This window comes from Amycolatopsis acidicola, assembly GCF_007713735.2.
Classification (GTDB): Bacteria; Actinomycetota; Actinomycetes; order Mycobacteriales; family Pseudonocardiaceae; genus Amycolatopsis_E; species Amycolatopsis_E acidicola.
This window is the reverse complement of the sequence record NZ_VMNW02000127.1, coordinates 1-18,823: the sequence shown is the minus strand read 5'-3', so window position 1 is coordinate 18,823 and position 18,823 is coordinate 1. Positions and strand designations below refer to the sequence as shown.

Annotated in this window: 17 protein-coding genes; 8 read left to right on the top strand and 9 right to left on the bottom strand. The window is 69.3% G+C overall.

Annotation, left to right across the window (positions count from 1 at the left end):
• Positions 1-375: 375 nt before the first annotated feature.
• Entirely contained in the window at positions 376-846 is a 471-nt protein-coding gene (nrdR, locus tag FPZ12_RS42150) for a transcriptional regulator NrdR (RefSeq protein ID WP_144758017.1), read from the top strand.
• Positions 847-875: 29 nt separating this feature from the next.
• On the top strand, positions 876-3,677 hold the full coding sequence (locus tag FPZ12_RS42145; RefSeq protein WP_144758018.1) for a vitamin B12-dependent ribonucleotide reductase: 2,802 nt from the start codon (positions 876-878) through the stop codon (positions 3,675-3,677).
• 77 nt (positions 3,678-3,754) lie between these two features.
• Here the strand turns inward: FPZ12_RS42145 and FPZ12_RS42140 are convergent, their stop codons facing one another.
• A complete protein-coding gene (locus FPZ12_RS42140) occupies positions 3,755-4,648 on the bottom strand; it encodes an LLM class flavin-dependent oxidoreductase (protein ID WP_144758019.1) in 894 nt (297 codons plus the stop codon).
• A gap of 118 nt (positions 4,649-4,766) precedes the next feature.
• On the opposite strand from FPZ12_RS42140, the gene FPZ12_RS42135 reads away from it, so the two are divergent.
• Genes FPZ12_RS42135 through FPZ12_RS42125 form a run of 3 tightly spaced genes read left to right on the top strand, consistent with a single transcriptional unit; the run spans position 4,767 to position 7,509 of the window.
• Positions 4,767-5,657 carry a LysR family transcriptional regulator gene (locus tag FPZ12_RS42135; protein WP_144758020.1) on the top strand — a complete coding sequence of 297 codons (891 nt, stop codon included), beginning with the start codon at positions 4,767-4,769 and terminating at the stop codon, positions 5,655-5,657.
• 28 nt (positions 5,658-5,685) lie between these two features.
• Positions 5,686-6,282, top strand: a complete 597-nt coding sequence (locus tag FPZ12_RS42130) for a TetR/AcrR family transcriptional regulator (RefSeq protein WP_144758021.1) — start codon at positions 5,686-5,688, stop codon at positions 6,280-6,282.
• Between the two features lie 54 nt (positions 6,283-6,336).
• A complete protein-coding gene (locus FPZ12_RS42125) occupies positions 6,337-7,509 on the top strand; it encodes an MFS transporter (RefSeq protein WP_144758022.1) in 1,173 nt (390 codons plus the stop codon).
• Here the strand turns inward: FPZ12_RS42125 and FPZ12_RS42120 are convergent.
• Positions 7,468-8,295 (bottom strand): LysR family transcriptional regulator, encoded by an 828-nt coding sequence (locus FPZ12_RS42120; protein WP_144758023.1) that lies wholly within the window; start codon positions 8,293-8,295, stop codon positions 7,468-7,470. The genes FPZ12_RS42125 and FPZ12_RS42120 overlap by 42 nt on opposite strands.
• Positions 8,296-8,392: 97 nt before the next feature.
• Between FPZ12_RS42120 and FPZ12_RS42115 the strand changes: the two genes are divergently transcribed.
• Positions 8,393-9,637, top strand: coding sequence for an MFS transporter (locus FPZ12_RS42115; protein ID WP_144758024.1), 1,245 nt, complete (start codon positions 8,393-8,395; stop codon positions 9,635-9,637).
• On the opposite strand, the gene FPZ12_RS42110 is transcribed toward FPZ12_RS42115, so the two are convergent.
• Together FPZ12_RS42110 and FPZ12_RS42105 are read right to left on the bottom strand one after the other, a co-directional pair.
• Positions 9,627-11,633 (bottom strand): prolyl oligopeptidase family serine peptidase, encoded by a 2,007-nt coding sequence (locus tag FPZ12_RS42110; RefSeq protein WP_144758025.1) that lies wholly within the window; start codon positions 11,631-11,633, stop codon positions 9,627-9,629. The genes FPZ12_RS42115 and FPZ12_RS42110 overlap by 11 nt on opposite strands.
• A gap of 30 nt (positions 11,634-11,663) precedes the next feature.
• Positions 11,664-12,233: a TIGR03086 family metal-binding protein gene (locus tag FPZ12_RS42105; protein WP_144758026.1), complete on the bottom strand. Its 570-nt coding sequence runs from the start codon at positions 12,231-12,233 to the stop codon at positions 11,664-11,666.
• A gap of 81 nt (positions 12,234-12,314) precedes the next feature.
• Between FPZ12_RS42105 and pdxR the strand changes: the two genes are divergently transcribed.
• Positions 12,315-13,718, top strand: coding sequence for a MocR-like pyridoxine biosynthesis transcription factor PdxR (pdxR, locus tag FPZ12_RS42100; protein ID WP_144758027.1), 1,404 nt, complete (start codon positions 12,315-12,317; stop codon positions 13,716-13,718).
• Here pdxR and FPZ12_RS42095 read toward each other — a convergent pair.
• Entirely contained in the window at positions 13,711-14,328 is a 618-nt protein-coding gene (locus tag FPZ12_RS42095; protein ID WP_144758028.1) for a gamma carbonic anhydrase family protein, read from the bottom strand. The two genes, pdxR and FPZ12_RS42095, sit on opposite strands and share 8 nt — an antisense overlap.
• 135 nt (positions 14,329-14,463) lie before the next feature.
• Between FPZ12_RS42095 and FPZ12_RS42090 the strand changes: the two genes are divergently transcribed.
• Complete coding sequence (locus FPZ12_RS42090) at positions 14,464-14,892, top strand: CBS domain-containing protein (protein ID WP_144758029.1); 429 nt, start codon at positions 14,464-14,466, stop codon at positions 14,890-14,892.
• A 48-nt stretch (positions 14,893-14,940) separates the two neighbouring features.
• Here FPZ12_RS42090 and FPZ12_RS42085 read toward each other — a convergent pair whose 3' ends face one another.
• From FPZ12_RS42085 to FPZ12_RS42070, 4 genes are read right to left on the bottom strand one after another with little or no spacing between them, the layout of a single operon-like run.
• Entirely contained in the window at positions 14,941-15,993 is a 1,053-nt protein-coding gene (locus FPZ12_RS42085) for a DUF2293 domain-containing protein (RefSeq protein WP_144758030.1), read from the bottom strand.
• 33 nt (positions 15,994-16,026) lie between these two features.
• Positions 16,027-16,701: a response regulator gene (locus tag FPZ12_RS42080; protein WP_144758031.1), complete on the bottom strand. Its 675-nt coding sequence runs from the start codon at positions 16,699-16,701 to the stop codon at positions 16,027-16,029.
• Positions 16,671-17,771 carry a sensor histidine kinase gene (locus FPZ12_RS42075; RefSeq protein ID WP_144758032.1) on the bottom strand — a complete coding sequence of 367 codons (1,101 nt, stop codon included), beginning with the start codon at positions 17,769-17,771 and terminating at the stop codon, positions 16,671-16,673. The genes FPZ12_RS42080 and FPZ12_RS42075 overlap by 31 nt, the downstream gene beginning before the upstream one ends.
• 15 nt (positions 17,772-17,786) lie before the next feature.
• Positions 17,787-18,299, bottom strand: a complete 513-nt coding sequence (locus tag FPZ12_RS42070; RefSeq protein ID WP_144758033.1) for a hypothetical protein — start codon at positions 18,297-18,299, stop codon at positions 17,787-17,789.
• Positions 18,300-18,823: the final 524 nt, after the last annotated feature.

The window sequence follows — 18,823 nt, the reverse complement described above, 5'->3', positions numbered from 1 at the left end:
CCCCACGGATCACCCCGGCACGCCACCCCCGACCCGCCACCCACATCGGTGGCTTTCCGCGCCGGGGCGCCGCCCTCGCGGCCCCCCGAATCCACCTCTTCCGGCTCGTGAACGACTGTCGGGGTGTTTCCCGACACGGGACTTCACCCGCTCGGGTTCCTTGCACCCCGCCCGCGTGCGATCTAAGGTCAACCGCTATATCTAGTAGTTACACGGCTGTAGTTGGTCCACAAGTTGGGGTAGACTGAGAAGCGAGTTATCCACAGCTGCTGGGCGTTCACCCACCGGATATCCACAAGTCGATCAACAGATCGGCCCCGTTGCGTGGCGGGACGGGTATCCGGGGGCTCGACGGGGAAGGGAAGTGATCGGTCCATGCGGTGTCCGTTCTGCCGGCATGCCGACTCCCGGGTCGTCGATTCCCGAGAGGTGGACGAGGGGCAGGCGATCCGCCGCCGCAGGTCTTGTTCGGCTTGCGGACGCCGGTTCACCACCTCGGAGACGATGGTGCTCGCCGTCGTCAAGCGGTCCGGGGTCACCGAGCAGTTCAGCAGGGACAAGGTGGTCCGGGGCGTACGCAGGGCCTGCCAGGGCAGGCCGGTCGACGACGACGCCCTGAAACAACTCGCGCAACGGGTCGAGGAGTCGATCCGCTCCGCTGGCGTCGCGGAGATCCCGAGCCACGAGGTTGGCCTGGCCATCCTCGGCCCGCTCCGGGAGCTCGACGAGGTCGCGTACCTCCGGTTCGCCAGCGTTTACCGCTCCTTCTCCTCGGTCGAGGACTTCGAGAAGGAGATAGCGGACCTTCGCCAGGCCGTGGCGGAATCGGCAGCGGGAGACGAGTGAGCTCGTCGCACGGCGGGAGAGGGAGAGCCATGACGGAGACCGTGGCGACAGGAAACAAGAGCGCGAAGAGGGGCAAGCGCGGGCTCACAGTCGAGCGCGTGTTCACCACCGAGGGCGTGCACCCCTACGAAGAGGTGAAGTGGGAACAGCGCGACGTCGTCATGACCAACTGGCGTGACGGCTCGATCAACTTCGAGCAGCGCGGGGTCGAGTTCCCCGAGTTCTGGTCGGTCAACGCGACCAACATCGTCACCAGCAAGTACTTCCGCGGCGCGGTCGGCAGCGCGCAGCGCGAGAACAGCCTCAAGCAGCTGATCGACCGGGTCGTGCGGACGTACGTCCGCTCCGGCACGGAGAACGGCTACTTCGGCACCGCGAAGGACGCCGAGATCTTCGAGCACGAGCTCACCTGGATGCTGCTGCACCAGGTGTTCAGCTTCAACTCGCCGGTCTGGTTCAACGTCGGCACCACATCGAAGCAGCAGGTCAGCGCCTGCTTCATCCTCGCGGTCGACGACAACATGGACTCGATCCTCAACTGGTACAAGGAAGAGGGCCTGATCTTCAAGGGCGGTTCCGGCGCGGGCCTGAACCTCTCCCGGATCCGTTCCTCCAAGGAGCTGCTCTCCTCCGGCGGCACCGCCTCCGGCCCGGTTTCGTTCATGCGCGGCGCCGACGCGTCCGCGGGCACCATCAAGTCCGGTGGCGCCACCCGCCGCGCGGCGAAGATGGTCGTGCTGGACGTGGACCACCCGGACATCGAGGAGTTCATCGCCACCAAGGCGCGCGAGGAAGAGAAGATCAAGGTCCTGCGCGACGCCGGGTTCGACATGGACCTCTCCGGCGCGGACATCCACTCGGTGCAGTACCAGAACGCGAACAACTCGGTCCGCGTGAACGACGAGTTCATGCGCGCCGTCGAGTCGGGCTCCGAGTTCGGGCTGCGCGCCCGGCTCACCGGTGAGGTCATCGACACCACCGACGCCAGGAAGCTGTTCCGCTCCATGTCGCAGGCCGCGTGGGAGTGCGCGGACCCCGGCATCCAGTACGACAGCACGATCAACGACTGGCACACCTGCCCCGAGTCTGGCCGGATCACCGCGTCGAACCCGTGCAGCGAGTACATGCACCTGGACAACTCCAGCTGCAACCTCGCTTCGCTGAACCTGCTGAAGTTCCTCAAGGACGACGGCATGTTCGACGCGCAGCTGTTCGTCAAGGCCGTCGAGTTCGTCATCACCGCGATGGACATCTCGATCTGCTTCGCGGACTTCCCGACCGAGCCGATCGGCGACACCACCCGCAAGTTCCGCCAGCTGGGCATCGGCTACGCCAACCTCGGCGCGCTGCTGATGGCCACCGGGCACGCGTACGACTCGGACGGCGGGCGCGCGCTCGCCGCGTCGATCACCTCGCTGATGACCGGTGTCTCCTACCGTCGCTCGGCGGAGCTGGCCGGCGTCGTCGGCCCGTACGAGGGCTACGCCCGTAACGCCGAGGCGCACCAGCGCGTCATGCGCAAGCACTCGGTGGCGAACGACGCGATCCGCACGATGCACGCCAACGACGTGGCGATCCGCGACGTGGCCACCAAGGAGTGGCAGCGCGGCATCGAGGTCGGCGGCAAGAACGGCTGGCGCAACGCGCAGGCCAGCGTGCTCGCGCCCACCGGCACCATCGGCTTCATGATGGACTGCGACACCACCGGGATCGAGCCGGACTTCTCGCTGGTGAAGTTCAAGAAGCTGGTCGGCGGCGGCTCGATGCAGATCGTCAACCAGACGATCCCGCGCGCGCTGGGCGTGCTGGGCTACCAGGAAGAGCAGATCGAGGCGATCGTCGAGTACATCGCCGAGCACGGCCACGTCGTGGACGCGCCGGGCCTGCGCCCGGAGCACTACGAGGTGTTCGACTGCGCGGTCGGCGCGCGGTCCATCAAGCCGATGGGCCACGTGCGGATGATGGCCGCGGTGCAGCCGTTCATCTCGGGCGCGATCTCCAAGACGGTGAACATGCCGGAGTCGGCCACCGTCGAAGAGGTCGAGGAGATCTACTTCGAGGGCTGGAAGCTGGGCCTCAAGGCGCTCGCGATCTATCGCGACAACTGCAAGGTCGGCCAGCCGCTGTCCACGGGCAAGAAGACCGAGGCGAAGGCCGAGCCGGAGAAGGTCGTCGAGTACAAGCCGGTCCGCAAGCGGCTGCCGAAGAAGCGCCCGAGCCAGACGCTGTCGTTCACCGTCGGCGGCGCCGAGGGTTACCTGCACGCGGGGTCCTACCCGGACGACGGGCTCGGCGAGATCTTCGTGAAGCTGGGCAAGCAGGGTTCCACGCTCGCCGGCGTGATGGACGCCTTCTCGATGTCGATCTCGGTGGGCCTGCAGTACGGGATCCCGCTGGAGTTCTACGTTTCGAAGTTCTCCAACCTGCGCTTCGAGCCCGCAGGCATGACCGACGACCAGGACATCCGGATCGCCACCAGCGTGCTGGACTACCTGTTCCGCAGGCTGGCGCTGGACTACCTGCCGTACGAGAAGCGAGCGCAGCTGGGCATCTTCACCGCCGCCGAGCGCACCGCACAGGTCGAGGCCGAGTACGGCGGCTCCGGCACGGCGGAGTCGGAGAGCATGGACCTCGAGACGATGCGGTCCACTGTGGACTCCACCCCGGCGCAGCCGGAAACGGAGCCCGCACACAGCACCGCGGAGCTGATGGACCTCCACCTCGGCAAGGCGAACGACGCGCCGCTGTGCATGACCTGCGGAACGAAGATGCGCCCGGCGGGTTCCTGCTACGCCTGCGAGGGCTGTGGCGCCACCTCCGGCTGCAGCTGATCGACGCATGAGGGTGTCGGCCAGGGTGGTTCTGCCACCCTGGCCGACACCCTCATGACGAGTGGCGCGCGCGATCGTCAGAACCGCAGTGCCGGGGCCAAGTTCTCCAGCTGCGCGATCCCTGCCTCGAACTCGGTGCCGATGGGGAGTAGCAGGGTCACGTGGTCGGCGCCCGCGGCGAGGTGTTCGTGCACTTTCGCGGCGATGGAGTCCGGGCCGCGGTGGGGGACGACCGCGGCCACCAGCCTGTCGTCCGCCTCCGTCGAGTAGCCCAGTCCGGCCATGGCCTTGCGGTAGGCGGGAGCCTCGAGCAGGGCCTCGACCCGTTGCCGCGCCTCGGCTTTCGCTTCGGTGGGGTCGGGGTTGACGCCCACGGACAAGCCGGTCACGAGCAGCTTGTCCGGCCCCAGCAGTTGCCGGGCCTGCGCGGTCTGCTCCGGCGGGTACATGGCCGGAAGCGCGCCGTCGCTGATTTCTCCTGCCAGTGCAAGCATTTTCGGCCCGTTGGCGGCGATGATCCGCGGGTAGGCGGCGTCCGGCGCCGGCGGGTAGGTCTCACTGTCCATTCGCGACAGATAGTCGCGCATCCGCGCCAGCGGGCTGCCGAACTCCCGCCCCGTGGCTTCGGCCTGCGCCGGGTAGCCAACGCCGAGCCCGAGCACGAGCCTGCCGGGGTAGGCCTGGGCGAGCGTCGCCGCCGCGCCGTTCGCGGTTTCCGGTTCCCTGGCCCACACGTTGGCGATGCAGGTGCCGAACACCATCCGCTCGGTGGCGGCGAGCAGCACGGACAGCTGCACGAGCGCGTCCTTGCCGAGCACCTCGTTGGTCCACACCGCGCGGTAGCCTGCCCGTTCCAGCCGGCCGACCGCCTCGCGCTGCGCGTCGATCGGCGCGGTGGCGGCGAACGAAACCGGCAGGGCCACGCCCACCGGCCCGAGCGCGCGGCGGGCGTCTTCGATCGTTGTCCCCATGAAGATCCTCCGATGAATCGGTTGCCCTTCCACTGTCCTGCGCCCGTCCGCCACACGGCCAATGAATGTTTCGCACCGCGCATCCCGTTTTGTGCATCACTGCAGCTAGGATGATGTCATGGCCGACGCCGAGGACCTCGATCTGAAGCTGGTCCGCGCGTTCACCGTGGTCGCTGAGCGTCGGCATTTCGGCCGCGCCGCCGAGTCCCTCCACGTGACCCAGTCCTCGCTGAGCCGTCAGATCGTGCGGCTCGAGCAGCAGGTGGGCGCGCGTCTGCTGAATCGCACGCCGCAGGGCACCCAGCTCACCGAAGCCGGTGAGGCGTTCCTGCCGCTCGCGGTCGCCGTGCTGCGTTCGTCGGCGCAGGCCGCCGCGCGGGCGAGGACGGCCGCCTCGCCGAGCCGCGTCATCATCGGCTTCACCGGAGACCTCATCGTCACCCCGGCCGTGCGCGAGCTTCGCCACCGCCACCCCGACGCGGAGGTGCGCACCCAGCACGTGGACTGGCAGCAGCCGCACCGGGCGTTGCTGGACCACGAAGTCGACGCAGTGGTGACGAGGCTGCCGTTCCCGACCGACGGCCTGCAGGTCACGGTGCTCTACGACGAACCCCGCGTGCTGCTGGTCCCGCGTGAACACCGCTTGGCGGGCAAGGAATCCGTGACGCTCGACGACATCGCCGACGAACCGATGGCCCGGATCAACGACCCGCTCCGGGACGCGTTCTGGCGGATCGACCCCCGCCCCGACGGGAGCCGTGCGCCGGACGGCCCGCTGATCAAGGCGTTGGGCGACAAGTTCGAGGTCGTCGCCAGCGGTGACGCCGTGGTGGTCGTCCCCGGCGGTTCGTGGCTCGAAAGCGTGCGCCCCGACCTGGCGGTGATCCCGCTCCACGGCGTCGAGCCGAGTCATGTCGTGCTGGCCACCCGCGCCGGCGAGCGCGCCCGGCTGGTCATGGCCTTCTGCCGGTACGCGCGGGCACAGCTCACCGGACCAGTTTTGCACTGACCTGTCCAAAACGTGCTACGGTGGCATCATGGCCCGGCCCAAGGAGTTCGACGAGCAGCGTGCGGTGGACGCCGCCATGCGCACCTTCTGGGTCAACGGCTACGAGGCCACGTCCACGCAGGACCTTTGCGCGGCAACGGGTCTCGGACGCAGCAGCATCTACAACACCTTCGAGAGCAAGCACAACCTGTTCCGTCGTGCCCTGCTGCGGTACATGGAGCTGATGAACGCCCAGCACTACGGCGTGCTGGAAGACGAGAAAATGCCCGCGCTGCAGCGTGTTCGTGTGCTCATGCAGTCCCTTGTGGACGGTGAGTGCGAGAACCGTGAGTACGGGCGCAGTATCGGCTGCCTCACCGTGAACAGCACGGTGGAGCTCGCCGGCCGGGATCCGGAAGCGGGCGCGATCCTGCGGAAGGACACCGAGCAGCGGCTCGCCCTCCTGCGAGACGTGATCGCCGCCGGACAACGGGACGGCGAGATCACGTCCGGCCGTGATGCGGCCGCTCTCGCCTCGTATGTGAACACCGTGGTCGGCGGGATGCGCGTTGCGGCGCAAGGCGGCGCGAGCCGGGAAGAGCTGGAATCCATTGCTGCCACGGCATTGGACGTGCTGACCTGCTGATCGCTTTTTCGTGCGCAGGTTTTGAACTGATCGATCCAAAACAAGGGGAGAGTCATGCCCAGATCCGTGTACCTGCTCGCCCTCGGGGTCTTCGCGATGGTGACGAGCGAGTTCGCCGTCGCCGGCCTGATGCCGCAGCTGGCCGCGGGATTCGGCGTCACCGTCTCGGAAGTCGGGTACCTGATCACCGCTTTCGGCCTGGCGATGTCGCTCGTGGGCCCGGTCCTCGCCGTCGGACTTCTGCGCACCAGGCCCAAAAACGCGCTGCTCATCGTGTTCGCCGTCTTCCTCACCGGGAACGTGCTCGCGGCGGTTTCCGGCGGCTACACGATGATGTTGATCGCGCGGGTGATCACTGGCGCGGCGTCGCAGGCGTTCTTCGGGCTCGCGGTCTCGCTGTGCGTGCGGACGGCGGCGCCGGAGGTTCGCGGCAGGGCGATCGCGGTCGTCATGAACGGGCTCATGCTGGGCACCCTCCTCGGGCTGCCGCTCGCGACCGTGACCGGCGAAGCGCTGGGCTGGCGCGCCGCGTTCTGGGCCGTGTCGGCGGTGACGGTGATCGCCGCGGCCGGGATCCTCGCCGGGGTGCCGGATCTGGCGTCCGACGAAGCCGGCGGGAACTTCCGCGCGGAGCTGCGCGGGTTCGCGAAACCCAAGCTGTGGCTGGTGTTCGCGACGAGCACGTGCATCATCGGCGCCACGTTCGCGGCCTTCAGCTATTTCAGCCCGATCCTGACCGACCTCAGCGGGTTCGGCACCGGAACCGTGCCGCTCCTGCTGGTCGCGTACGGCGCCGCGACCCTGGTCGGCAACACCGTCGTCGGCAGGCTGGCCGACCGGTTCGCCTTGCCGGTGCTCGCTTCCGGGCTGGCACTGAACATCCTGTTCCTGGCCGGTTTCGCGTTGCTCGCGCACCTGGCCGTGCCGGCGGTGCTGTTCATGCTCGGCATCGGCCTGGTCGGCGTGACGATGAACCCCGCGATGGTCACCCGCGTGCAGCGTGTCGGCAATGCCCGGCCGCTGCTGAACACCGTGCATTCGTCGTTCATCACGTTCGGCGTCGTCATCGGCTCTTCGGTCGGCGGGCTGGCCATTCCGGTGTTCGGGTTGCGGGGGCCGTTGTGGCTTGGCGCGCTCCTCGCCGTGCTGGGCGTCCTGACGCTGGTGCCCGACCTCGTCAAGCGGTCAGGCAGCCATCGCGTAGAGGACCTCGCGGAGGTCTCGTGAATCGTCCTCGCGCCAGACGACGCGGAGAGCGAGCTCGGTGGGCGGGGCGTCGAGCGCGACGAGTGTGCCGTCGGCGAGGTCGCCCGCGACCGCGAACTCCGGGAGCAGGGCGACCCCGAGGCCCTGGGTGATCCACGAGCGGATGGTGGAAACGCTGTCGAACTCGATGCGCCGCGCGTACTCCGGCAGCGTCCGCTCGGCCGCCATCCGGAACGAGCAGCCCTCCGGCGTGATCAGCAAGGTGTCGGCGGGCGCATCGCCTGGCTTCGCGACGAGGAACAACCGGACCGTGCCGATGTCCGCGAACGACAGGTCCGGCGTCTCGAAACCCAGCTCTCCCAAGGTATCCCCGGCGTCGAGGAGCAGGCCCGCGTCCAGGTCGCCGCGCGCGACGGCGGTCAGCAACGGGCGGCGCATGAGGGAGCGGACGCCCAGTTCGAGATCCGGCCGCCGGTCGGCAAGACGGCCCAGTATCGCGGGAAGCCTCGTGGCGACCAGCGTTTCCAGCGCGCCGACGGTGATCCGCCGCCGGGCGTCGGTCATCAGGCGGTGGATCGAGTCGGCGTGTTCGAGCAGGCGACGCGCTTCGGGCAGCAGCAGTTTGCCGCGTTCGGTGAGCGCCATGCCTGTCGGCCGCCGGTCGAACAACGACACTTCGAGCGACGTCTCCAACGCCCTGATCTGCTCCGACACCGTGGCAGGGGAGAGCCCCAGCCGTTCCGCCGCCGCGGTGACCGTGCCCGCCGTGGCGACGGCCACGAAACCGCGAAGCTGCCGGAGTTCCATGAGATCCACCTTAACCGCGGGGCATTCGGAAAAACCGAACGCGGCATCCGGCATCGCCCGTTGAGCGGGACGCGAGCCGGATCGCAGAGTCGCTGTCGTGAACCGCTTGATCGGCGTCTCGCTCGCCTATTTCCTCGTCCTGCTCGACACGACCGTGCTCACCGTCGCTCTCCCGGCCCTCGGCGGTTCCGTCGCGATGCGCCAGTGGGTGGTCAACGGCTACACCCTGGCTTTCGCGGCGTTCCTGCTCGGCGGCGGCGCGCTGGCCGACCGGTTCGGGCCGTTGCGCGTTTTCCGTTGGGGCGTAACCGGTTTCGGTGTGCTCTCGCTCGCCTGCGCCGCGGCGCCGGACCTATGGGTGCTGGTTGTGCTGCGGGTGCTGCTCGGTGTGGCCGGGGCAGCGTGCCTGCCCAGTTCGCTCGCCCTGATCGGCGCCCTCTACCCGGACCCGAAGCGCCGCGCGAAGGCGCTCGGGGCGTGGGCGGCGATCACCGGCGTCGCCCTGGCGGCCGGCCCGGTGGTCGGCGGGGTGCTCGTGGATCTCGCGGGCTGGCGGACGGTGTTCCTGGTCAACGTGCCGCTGGCCGTGCTCGCGCTCCTGCTCGCCCGCGGCATTCCGTCCACCCCGAACCCGCGCGGCATCGACTGGCGCACGCAGCTCGCCGCCTGCGCCTTCCTCGCCTTGCTGACCGATGCGATCACCAGCGAGCGGCTGCTCTCCGGGATCGCCGCGCTCGTCGTGCTCACCGTTTTCGTGCTCTGGGAACGGCGGAGCAGCGCCCCGACCGTGCCGCCACGCCTGGTGCGTGCGCCCGGGGTGGCGGCGAACCTGTTCGCGGGAGCGGCGGTGAACTTCGCGCTCTCCGGCGCGTTGTTCACCGTCACCCTTGCCCTGCAACGGAATCTCTCCCCGGTGCAGACCGGGCTGGCCTTCCTGCCGCTGACCCTGCCGACCGCGTTCAACCCCCTCGTCACGAGCCGCATCGTCGCCGCCCGCGGCCCGAAGCCACCCGTCCTTTGTGGACTGGCCCTGCTCACCGCGGGCACGGTGACGCTGGCCCTGACCGTGGACGCGCCGTACCCGCTGCTTGCGCTCGGCCTGCTGCTCACCGGGTTCGGCGTCTCCTTCTCCCTGCCCGCGTTGGTGACCGGCGTGGTCGGGTCCGCACCCGACGGCTACGCCGGAACCGCCGGTGGCCTGCTCAACGCCATCCGGCAGGTGGGCGCGACCGTCGGCGTGGCCGCGATGGGCGCGCTCGTGGCCGCCGGAGCCTTCGGCCCGGCCTTCGCGGTCGCCGCCGCGGTGTGCGCGACGGCAGGGATCGCGCTTGCTAGGACCTGAGGTTCCGCCACAGGTACTCGAACAGCAGCGCCCACTTCTGCGCCAGCTGCTCGTTGTCCGCCGCCGCGCCATGCCCCCCTTCGATGTTCTCGTGGTAGCGCACGCCGTAACCGGCTTCGAGCAGCTTCGCCACCATCTTGCGGGCGTGCGCGGGATGCACCCTGTCGTCACGGGTCGAGGTCATGAACAACGTGGGTGGGTACGGCTGCCCGGGCCGGATGTTCTGGTACGGCGAGTATTTGCTGATGTACTCCCATTCCGCGGGGTCGTCCGGGTCGCCGTACTCGGCCATCCACGACGCGCCCGCCAGCAGCAGGTGGTAGCGGCGCATGTCTAGCAACGGCACCTGGCAGACGATCGCGCCGAACAGCTCGGGGTAGCGGGTGAGCATGACGCCCATCAGCAGGCCGCCGTTGCTGCCGCCGTGGATGCCCAGCCGCTCCGGGGTGGTGATCCCGCGCTCGACGAGATCCGTTGCCACCGCGGCGAAATCCTCGTACACGAGGTAGCGGTTCTCCTTCATCGCCTGGGTGTGCCAGCCCGGGCCGTACTCCCCGCCGCCGCGGATGTTCGCCACCACGTACGTGCCGCCGCGGGCGAGCCAGCCCCGGCCCGTGACGCCGCTGTAGCCGGGCAGCCGCGACACCTCGAACCCGCCGTAACCGGTGAGCATCGTCGGGCCGCCTTCCGCCCGCGGGCGCACGACGAAATACGGGATTTCCGTGCCGTCACGGGAAGTGGCGAAGTACTGGTCGACCGTCATGCCCTCGGCGTCGAACCGCGCCGGTGACTGCTTGAGCACGTCCACCTCGCCGCCGACCTGGCCGTAGCTGAGCGTGGGCGGCTCGGTGAACCCGCTCGTGCTGAGCAGGTACTCGTCATTGGTGTCCGGGTCGGTGTCGAGGATCTCGGCGATGCCGAGGTCGGGCCCGCCGGTCAGCGGCTCGCGGCGCCAGCCCTCGGCCGGGGTCAGCACGTACAGCTCCGTGCGGACGTCGGACAGCGTTGTCAGCAGCAGGTGGTTGCGCGTCCAGTCGTAGGCCTCCAGCGACGTGCGGGCGTCCGGCTCGAACAGCACGGTCAGCTCGGCCGTGCCCGCAAGGTACGCGTCGAACGGGGCGGCGAGCAGCGTGCCTTCGAGGTAGTCGCGGCCGCCGACGGACCACGGGGAGCGCAGCCGGATGAGCAGCCACTCCCGCTCGACCGTGGTCTGCGCGTCGTCAGGGACCTCGATGCGCGTGAGTTTTTCGCCGGTGCGCAAGTACTTCTCGGTGCGGTAGAAGTCCGGTGAGCGGCCGACGAAATCGCGCTCGTAGCCCGGTGTCGGGTCGTGGTAGGCGAAGGCCGCCACGTCGTCCGGCTTGCCCTCGTAGACGGTGACCGCGGCCGACAGCGGGGTGCCGCGGCGCCATTCCTTGATCACCCGCGGATAGCCGGACGTGGTCAGCGAGCCCTCGCCGAAGTCGGTGCCCACGTAGATCAGGTCCTCGTCGATCCAGCTGACCCGGCTCTTGGCCTCGGGCAGGAAGAACCCGTCCTCGACGAACTCGTGCCGGTTCACGTCGAACTCGCGCACGACGGTCGCGTCCGCCCCGCCGCGTGACAGTTCGACGAGCGCGCGGCGGAAATGCGGCCGCAGCACGGCGGCGCCCTGCCAGACCCAGTTCTCGCCCTCGGCCTCGGCGAGCGCGTCCACGTCGAGCAGGATCTCCCACGCCGGCTGCTCTTTGCGGTACTCCTCCAGCGTGGTGCGCCGCCACAGCCCGCGGGGATGGGCGGCGTCCTGCCAGAAGTTGTAGAAGTGCTCGCCGCGGCGCCGGATGTACGGAATCCGGTCGTCCGCGTCGAGCACTTCGCGGATCTCGTCGCGCAGCCGGTCGAAGCGCTCGCCACCGGCCAGCTCATCGAGCGTCTCGGTGTTGCGGGCCCTTACCCAGTCGAGCGCCGCCTCTCCGGTCACGTCCTCGAGCCACAGGAACGGGTCTTCATCAGCCATGAGAACAGTCTGCCAGTTGAGCAGCCGTTTTCAGCGCCAGTCGGAAGAACGACCCAGAAGCGCGATGAAACGGTTCAAATCGGACGCTTGCCTGACGGGCACGACGGGTTTGAACGCGCCACGTTCCGCGCGGGACTCCGGATCGGCCGGGATCCGCTCGGCGAAAGCGAGCGCGGCGCGCACGATGTCGGCGTCCTGCGCGTAGGGAAGGCCGAGTGATTCGGCGATGTCCCAGCCGTGCGCGACGGTGTCGCCGAGATGCATGGAGGCCGCGACCGCGCTGGGGAAGGTGCCGAACTCGCGTACGGTCACCTCGCGCCGCAGCAGTCCATCGTCCTCGTACGCGGCGAGCACGCGCTCGACCGAATCGGCATAGGCGCGATACGCGTCTTCGCCGAGATCGCCGGAATCCCAGTCCGGTGCCGATCCTTCGCGCAGCGCGACGCCGAAGGCCCTGTTCTCGCTCACCTGGTGGCGCAGCAGATCGGCGAGAGTCCAGCCCTCGCACGGAGTGGGCCGATCGAGGTCGGCCGGGGTCACGGTACTGACGAGCTTGTCGAGCACAGTGAGTGCCCGGCGGTCGAGGTCACGTACGTCCATGCGGCCACCGTAAGCGGGAGAATGCCTTGTGGTAGAGCCAAAAACCGGAAAATGTCGGTGGGCCGATCTATGCTCGCGGACGTGGAACTGCACATCGACGTTTCGGACGGCCGGGAGCTGCGGGAGAAGATCTCCCGGCAGATCCGTGCGTCGATCCTCGACGGGCGGCTGCGCGAGGGTGACGCGCTGCCGCCGAGCCGCGAGCTGGCCCAGCGGCTGGCCGTCTCGCGGAACACGGTCACGGCCGCGTACGAGTTGCTGGCGGCGGAAGGGTTCGTGCACGCGAAGGCGGGCGCGGGCACCTTCGTGAGTTCCGGGGCGCGCCGGGTCGAGCGGCCGCCCGCGGAGGTGTCCGAACTGCGGCCGGCCGAGGTCTGGGATTCGGTGCCGGATCCGCCGCTCCGGTTCGCGGTGGAGGCGGAGTTCGACTTCCGGGCAGGTGCCCCGGACGTGCGGCTGTTCCCCTTCGAAACGTGGCGTCGGCTCGTTACGGAGCAGCTGCGCGGGTCGCGGCCCGAGGTGCTTACGTATGGCGATCCGCGCGGTCATGCGGGGCTGCGCGCGGAGATAGCGCGGCAGCTGTCGTTGTCCCGCAATGTGCGCGCGGGTCCGGAGGACGTGCTGGTCACCAACGGTTCGCAGCAGGCGCTCGACCTCGCGGCCCGGGTTTTGTTGTGCCCGGGCGATGTCGTGGCGGTGGAGGATCCGGGTTATCCGCCGCCGCGGCAGTTGTTCACCACGCTGGGAGCGCGGCTCGCGGCGGTACCGGTGGACGGCGAGGGCATCGTGGTCGACAGGATCCCCGCTGGCTGCCGGCTGGTGTATGTCACGCCTTCGCACCAGTTTCCGCTCGGCACGTCGATGTCGCCCGCCCGACGCGTGGCGCTCATCGAATGGGCGAAACGGAACGATGCCGCGATCTTGGAGGACGACTACGACACGGAGTTCCGCTACACTGGCCGTCCGCTGGAACCGTTGCACAGTTTGGACAACGCGGGCCGGGTGCTGTACGTCGGGTCGTTCTCCAAGGTGCTGCTTCCCGCGCTGCGCCTGGGTTTCCTGATCGCACCGCCGGGCCTGCGGGAGGCGCTCGGCAAGGCGAAGTACCTGACGGACTGGCATTCCGCGAGCGTCGGGCAGGCCGCGCTCGCCCGGTTCCTCGCCGAAGGGGGTTTCGCCCGCTACGTAAGGAAAATGCGCCGCGAGTACCGGAAGCGGCACGATCTGGTCCGCCGGATCCTGGAGGAGGATTTCGCCGGGCTCCTCGAGCCTCTTCCTTCGGACGCGGGGTTGCACCTGAGCGCGTACAGCTCGATCGACGCTCGGCCGGTGGTGCGCGCGGCACGGCGCGCCGGGGTCCGGCTCTACGCGCTGGGTGATTTCACGGAGCGGCGAGATTCCTTGCAGGGCTTGGTTTTCGGGTTCGGCTCGGTGCCGCTCGAGGACATCGGGCCGGGGCTGCGGAGATTGCGAGGAGTCATGTGACGATGTCGTGCCGGTGCTCGGCGAACTCGGCCGAACGCACTTCGGTCTCCTGCTCGTAGCGCGCGGCGCGGTCCTGCCAGTCGCTCCGCACGCCGAAAGCCCGTGCGGCGAAGTTCGTCGCGCGAATGGCCTCGGGTACTTCGTCGAGCTGGTCCGGCGTGAGTACCCGCATCGGCGAGCCGATGGCGGTGGTGTGCGGCGGCACGAAGCACGCTTCGGGCACTTCGGTCCCGGCGTGCACCAGCGCGCCGACGGCGATGGACGAGCCGGTGCCCAGCACCGCGCCGTGCAGCACCGTGGTCTGCGCGGCGAGGTAGCAGCAACGCCGGATGGTCGCGCCGAGCACTGTCGCATGTGGTCCGACGAAGGTGTGGTCGCCGATCAGCACGGGCAGGGCGGTGCCGGTCACGGCGGAGCCGCGTAGCACGGCGTGTTCCGCCACGATCGTCGTGGCGCCCACGTCGATGTGCGCTCCCTCCGCGTCGAGCACCGCGCCGTACATCACGCGGGCGTGTGGGCCGACGCGCACGTCGCCGACGAGCGTCGCGGTGGGGGCGACGTACGCATCCGGGTGGACCTGGGGTGTCCGTTCTCGGTGCCGGATGAGCATGCTTCCAGCGTCACGCGAGTGCCCCGGAGGCCGCTGGCGGAAATCAGACGAGGCGTTCGCCCGGTTCGCGGCTTTCGCGCTCCGGCCTTGGGCCCTACCCTGATATGACCCAGATCACGACCCGGGAGGCACCGGATGAGGATCGCGGACCTACTGCGGACCAAGGGCAGCGCGGTGGCGACGGTGACGCCGCAGACCACCGTGGCCGAGCTCCTGGCCGGGTTGTCCGAGCACAACATCGGCGCGATGGTCGTGCTCGGCCCGGACGGGCTGGCGGGCATCGTCTCGGAGCGCGACGTGGTGCGCAAACTGCACGAACGCGGCGCGGCTCTGCTCGGGCAGCCGGTCGCGGAGATCATGACCACCGTGGTCGCCACCTGCTCGCCGCGGGATTCGGTGGACGATCTGAGCGTCCTGATGACGCAGCGGCGCGTGCGGCACGTGCCGGTGCTCGAGGACGGCACGCTCACCGGCATCGTCAGCATCGGTGACGTGGTGAAGACCAGGATGGAGGAGCTGGAGACCACTCAGCAGCAGCTCCAGGCCTACATCGCGCACGGCTAGAGTTCGCGTGGCGGTGGCGGGCAGGGGAACCTGCCGACCGCCCCGGACCTAGCCGGACCAGCTCGCCAGCACCTTGTCGATCGTGGCGCGGATGCGGTCGCGTGCGTCGGCGCGGGGTACCCCGGCCATCAGCAACGCGTCGTAGTCGGTGTCCTGGTGCCGGACGGACGCGATCACCGCGAGCCGGACGGCCTCTTCGTCGAGCGCGCGGCCGGCGGCGGAGCGGCCCACCCGGCCGCTGCCGCGCGTGCCCGCGTGCTCGGCGATCGCCTGCGCGCGTTCGGCCGTGCACCCCGGATACAGCCGCCGGATCTCGGTCGCCATCGCCGCCTGGAAGTCCACGTCCTGCGCGGCCCTGCGCACAGCGTCGCGTTCCCGGCGACGGGCTCGCACGTCCTCGTCGGCCAGGCATTGCGCCTCGGCGCGCTCCAACGCGGCTTCGTCGACCAGGATCCCTTGCCGCTCGTTGCGTTTCCGGCGCCGGTTGAACCGCATGACGAGCACCGAGAGAGCGCTCTCCTGCTTCGCGCGCCGGGACAGCGCAGCGTTGCCCGCCGCGAGGAACGTCAGGTGGTCGAAATCGGCGCAGGACAGGCAAACCCGCTGCTCGCCCTCCAGGAGGACGAATTCGCCCGCGGGTTGCCGCGTTCGGCACACGTCGCAGTCCCAGTCCTTGTCGGTCACCCACACCGCCAGGTCGGGCGCTTTGTTCTGCCGTGCCGTCAGGCGTTCGCGCTGTTTGTCCGATAACTGTGGCGAAAGCCAGTGCACACGGAAGACGCGTTGCAGGGCCTCGTTCTCCGCGAAGACGAGCGGACGCTGGTCCCGGGTTCCGGCGACGTACGCGACTTCGTCCGGCTGCAGGCCTCGCTCTCGCGCCCACTCGCGAAGGTGCTCGAAGGCCGTGGTCACCCTCTCCTCGTCCACCGGCAGCGCCCGCGTCAGCGCGTCCACCCGGCCGCGGCGCCAGTCCTCCACCGTTGCCGCGCCCACCCAGCGCAGGCCCACGAGGATGTCGACGGGTGCGACGTATTTCTGCTTCTGCAGCAGGCTTTCCGCGGTTTGGTGCACGCGCTGGCGCAGCTTGGCTCGATCGGACATGGTGCCGCGAAGTCTAGCCGGAGAGCGATGGGCTCAGTCCCGCACCAGCCCGGCGCGGTAGGCGAAGGCGACCGCTTGCGCCCTGTCCCGCAGGCCGGCCTTGGCGAACAGATGGTTCACGTGGGTCTTCACGGTGGCTTCGCTGATCACCAGCTTGCGCGCGATCTCGCCGTTGGACAGCCCGGCCGCGATGAGCCGCAGCACTTCGACCTCGCGTCCGGTGAGACCTTCGGTCTCCTCGGCACGAGGCGCCCGGCCGCGGGAGGCTGCTTCGACGAGCCGCCCTTGTAGCTTGGCGTCCACAGTGGACATACCGCTCGCAGCGGAGCGGAGCGCGCGCACGATCGACTCGGCGTCGGCGTCCTTCGTGAGGAACCCGCGCGCACCGGCACGCAGCGCGGAGAGCAGCGAATCGTCGTCGGAGTACGTGGTGAGCACGACGACTTCGGTGCCGGGGTGGTCTGCACGGACGCGTTCGGTGGTCGAAACCCCGTCGCGGCGCGGCATCCGCAGGTCCACCAGCAGCACGTCCGGCCGATGCCGGGCGACCAGCTCCAGCGCTTCTTCCCCGTCCGCGGCCGCGCCCACGACTTCGACCTCGGGCAGCAGGCCGAGCAGTGTGACCAGGCCTTCCCGTACCACGGCCTGGTCGTCGGCGAGCACGACACGCAGCGGCGTCACGCCGGGATCGCCAGGTGTACCCGCCATCCGTCCTCCTCCGGGCCGGTCGACAACTGTCCGCCGAGCAGCTCGGCACGCTCACGCATCCCGCGCAAACCGTAGCCGGTGAGCGGGGCGGCGGCGGGCTTCCTGCCCTGGTGATCCAGCACCGTGACCGTGACCTCGTCGTCCTCGAAGACCAGCGTGACCTGAACGGACGAGCCGGGCGCGTGTTTGCGGGTGTTGGACAACGCCTCCTGCACCGCGCGAAGCACTGTCGCTGTCGTTGTCGCTTCCACGGCTCTCGGCTCGCCGTGCACGATCAGCTCGGCTTCGGCGCTGGTGTCGAGCCGGTAGCCGTCCAGCAGATCCCGGATCGCACGCTCCAGCGGGACGGGATCCTCGCGCAGCGCCGCAACTGCTTTGCGCGCTTCGGAAAGCCCTTCCACCGCAAGCTGTTGCGCGCGCTCGACCTGCGCGACCGCTTCGGCGCTCGCGCCGTCGCGTCGCAGCATCAGCCGGGCGCCCTGGAGGTTGAGCGCGAGGCCCGAAAGAGAGTGCGCCAAGACGTCGTGCAGCTCGCGGGCGATCCGGGCGCGCTCGGCGAGAGTGGCCGCGCGTGCGTGTTCCTCCGCCGCTGTCTGTGCGCGGGCGAGGGCGAGCTGGGTCTGTTCGAGGCGAGCTGTGCGGCTGCGGCGGTTCAACCCGAGTAGCACGACGACCGCCACCAGTGCCATGTCGAGCAAGCCGCTGCGCAGGCTGACGTCGAACCGGAACCACCCGGCGACGAACGCGCCGACCACGACGACTATCACCGGTATGGCGGTGCGAAGGCTGCCGAAGCGGACGGCGTAGAAGAGCGTGGTGAAGACGATCACCGGCATCAGGCCGGTGGGGTGCGACAGCCAGAGCAGGCTGCCCGAGATGCCGAGGAGGACCAGGCTGGTGCCTAGTAGCCAGTCGGGGTGGGTCGGCAGCCACAGCATGGGGAGTGAGGTCAGCAGGACGACGCCGGCCAACGGCCATTCCCAGCCGGCCAGATGTGGCACGGTGCTCGCGAGCGGCAGGGCGATCAGGAGCCACCGCAGTGACTCGAGGATCCGCGAGTACCGGTTCATGCTGTTCAGAGTGCCTCACCCGCGGGGTTGCGCGACCTCGGAACGACTTCCGGCGACCGGCAGCCCGCGGCGGCGAGCCCTCGTGTAGATCACGACGTTCTGCACGCCGATGCTCAACCCGATCGACAGGAGGATCGACGCGCCGGTGAGCCGGTCCGTGCCACTCGCGTGCGCCCCGAACACCGCGAACCCGACCCGGGCGGCGATCGTCAGCAGCCACAGGACGAGCGTGAGCGCGGTGCCCTTCTGGTAGGCGTTCCCGTCGTGGAGCGACAGCCGCACGGTTGTGGCCCGCGCGACCCCGAGGACGGCGAGTACGGCCAGATCCACCACCAGGAGCACGATTTCGGTGCCGGAGGCGCCGGGCAGGACCTGCGCGCAGTTGACGACGCCGAGGATGACGAGGATGCCGGGGATGAGCGCCAGGCCCCGGGGGGTGACCGCGCTGCCGAGCAACTGGCGGACGATCACCCGCCAGACGACCAACCCGGCGATCACCAGGTAGAGCAGGATCTGGGTGGGGTTCATCGAGTCCTCGTTTCCCTTCCTCTGGCGGTTTCGCGTTTGCTTTGTTGCGGTGTGTTTTGGTTGTTGCGCAGTGGTCTAGCGTTGTTTCGTCGGGTGGCGTTCTCGCCTGCGGTGGCCGCGGATGAGCTCTAGATGCCGCCGCGCCTCTGTTTTCCCGCCCAGCGGCCGATTCCCGATCAATTTCCCGACTCGACTCGCGGCCTCGCCCCGCGCCGACTGAGCCTCGGAGTCACCGCATCCCCGCCCGCGCGTCGCGTCCGGGTATCCGCTGCGCTGAGCAACCCTCGCGCCACCAACCGCCCACGCCCGCAGATACCAACGCCAGCAACCACGAGCCCCAGCAACCACGAGCCCCAGTAACCCCCAACGCCAGCAACCACGAGCCTCAGCAACCACGAGCCTCAGCAATCCCGCGCCACCGCTCCAGAATCCCGCGCCGCCGGGGGCCGCGCGTCCGCGCCGGGGTGGCTTCCGGGTTGATCCGCGCCTCCACCCGGGGGTGGAGTTGTCCACACCACCCCGGT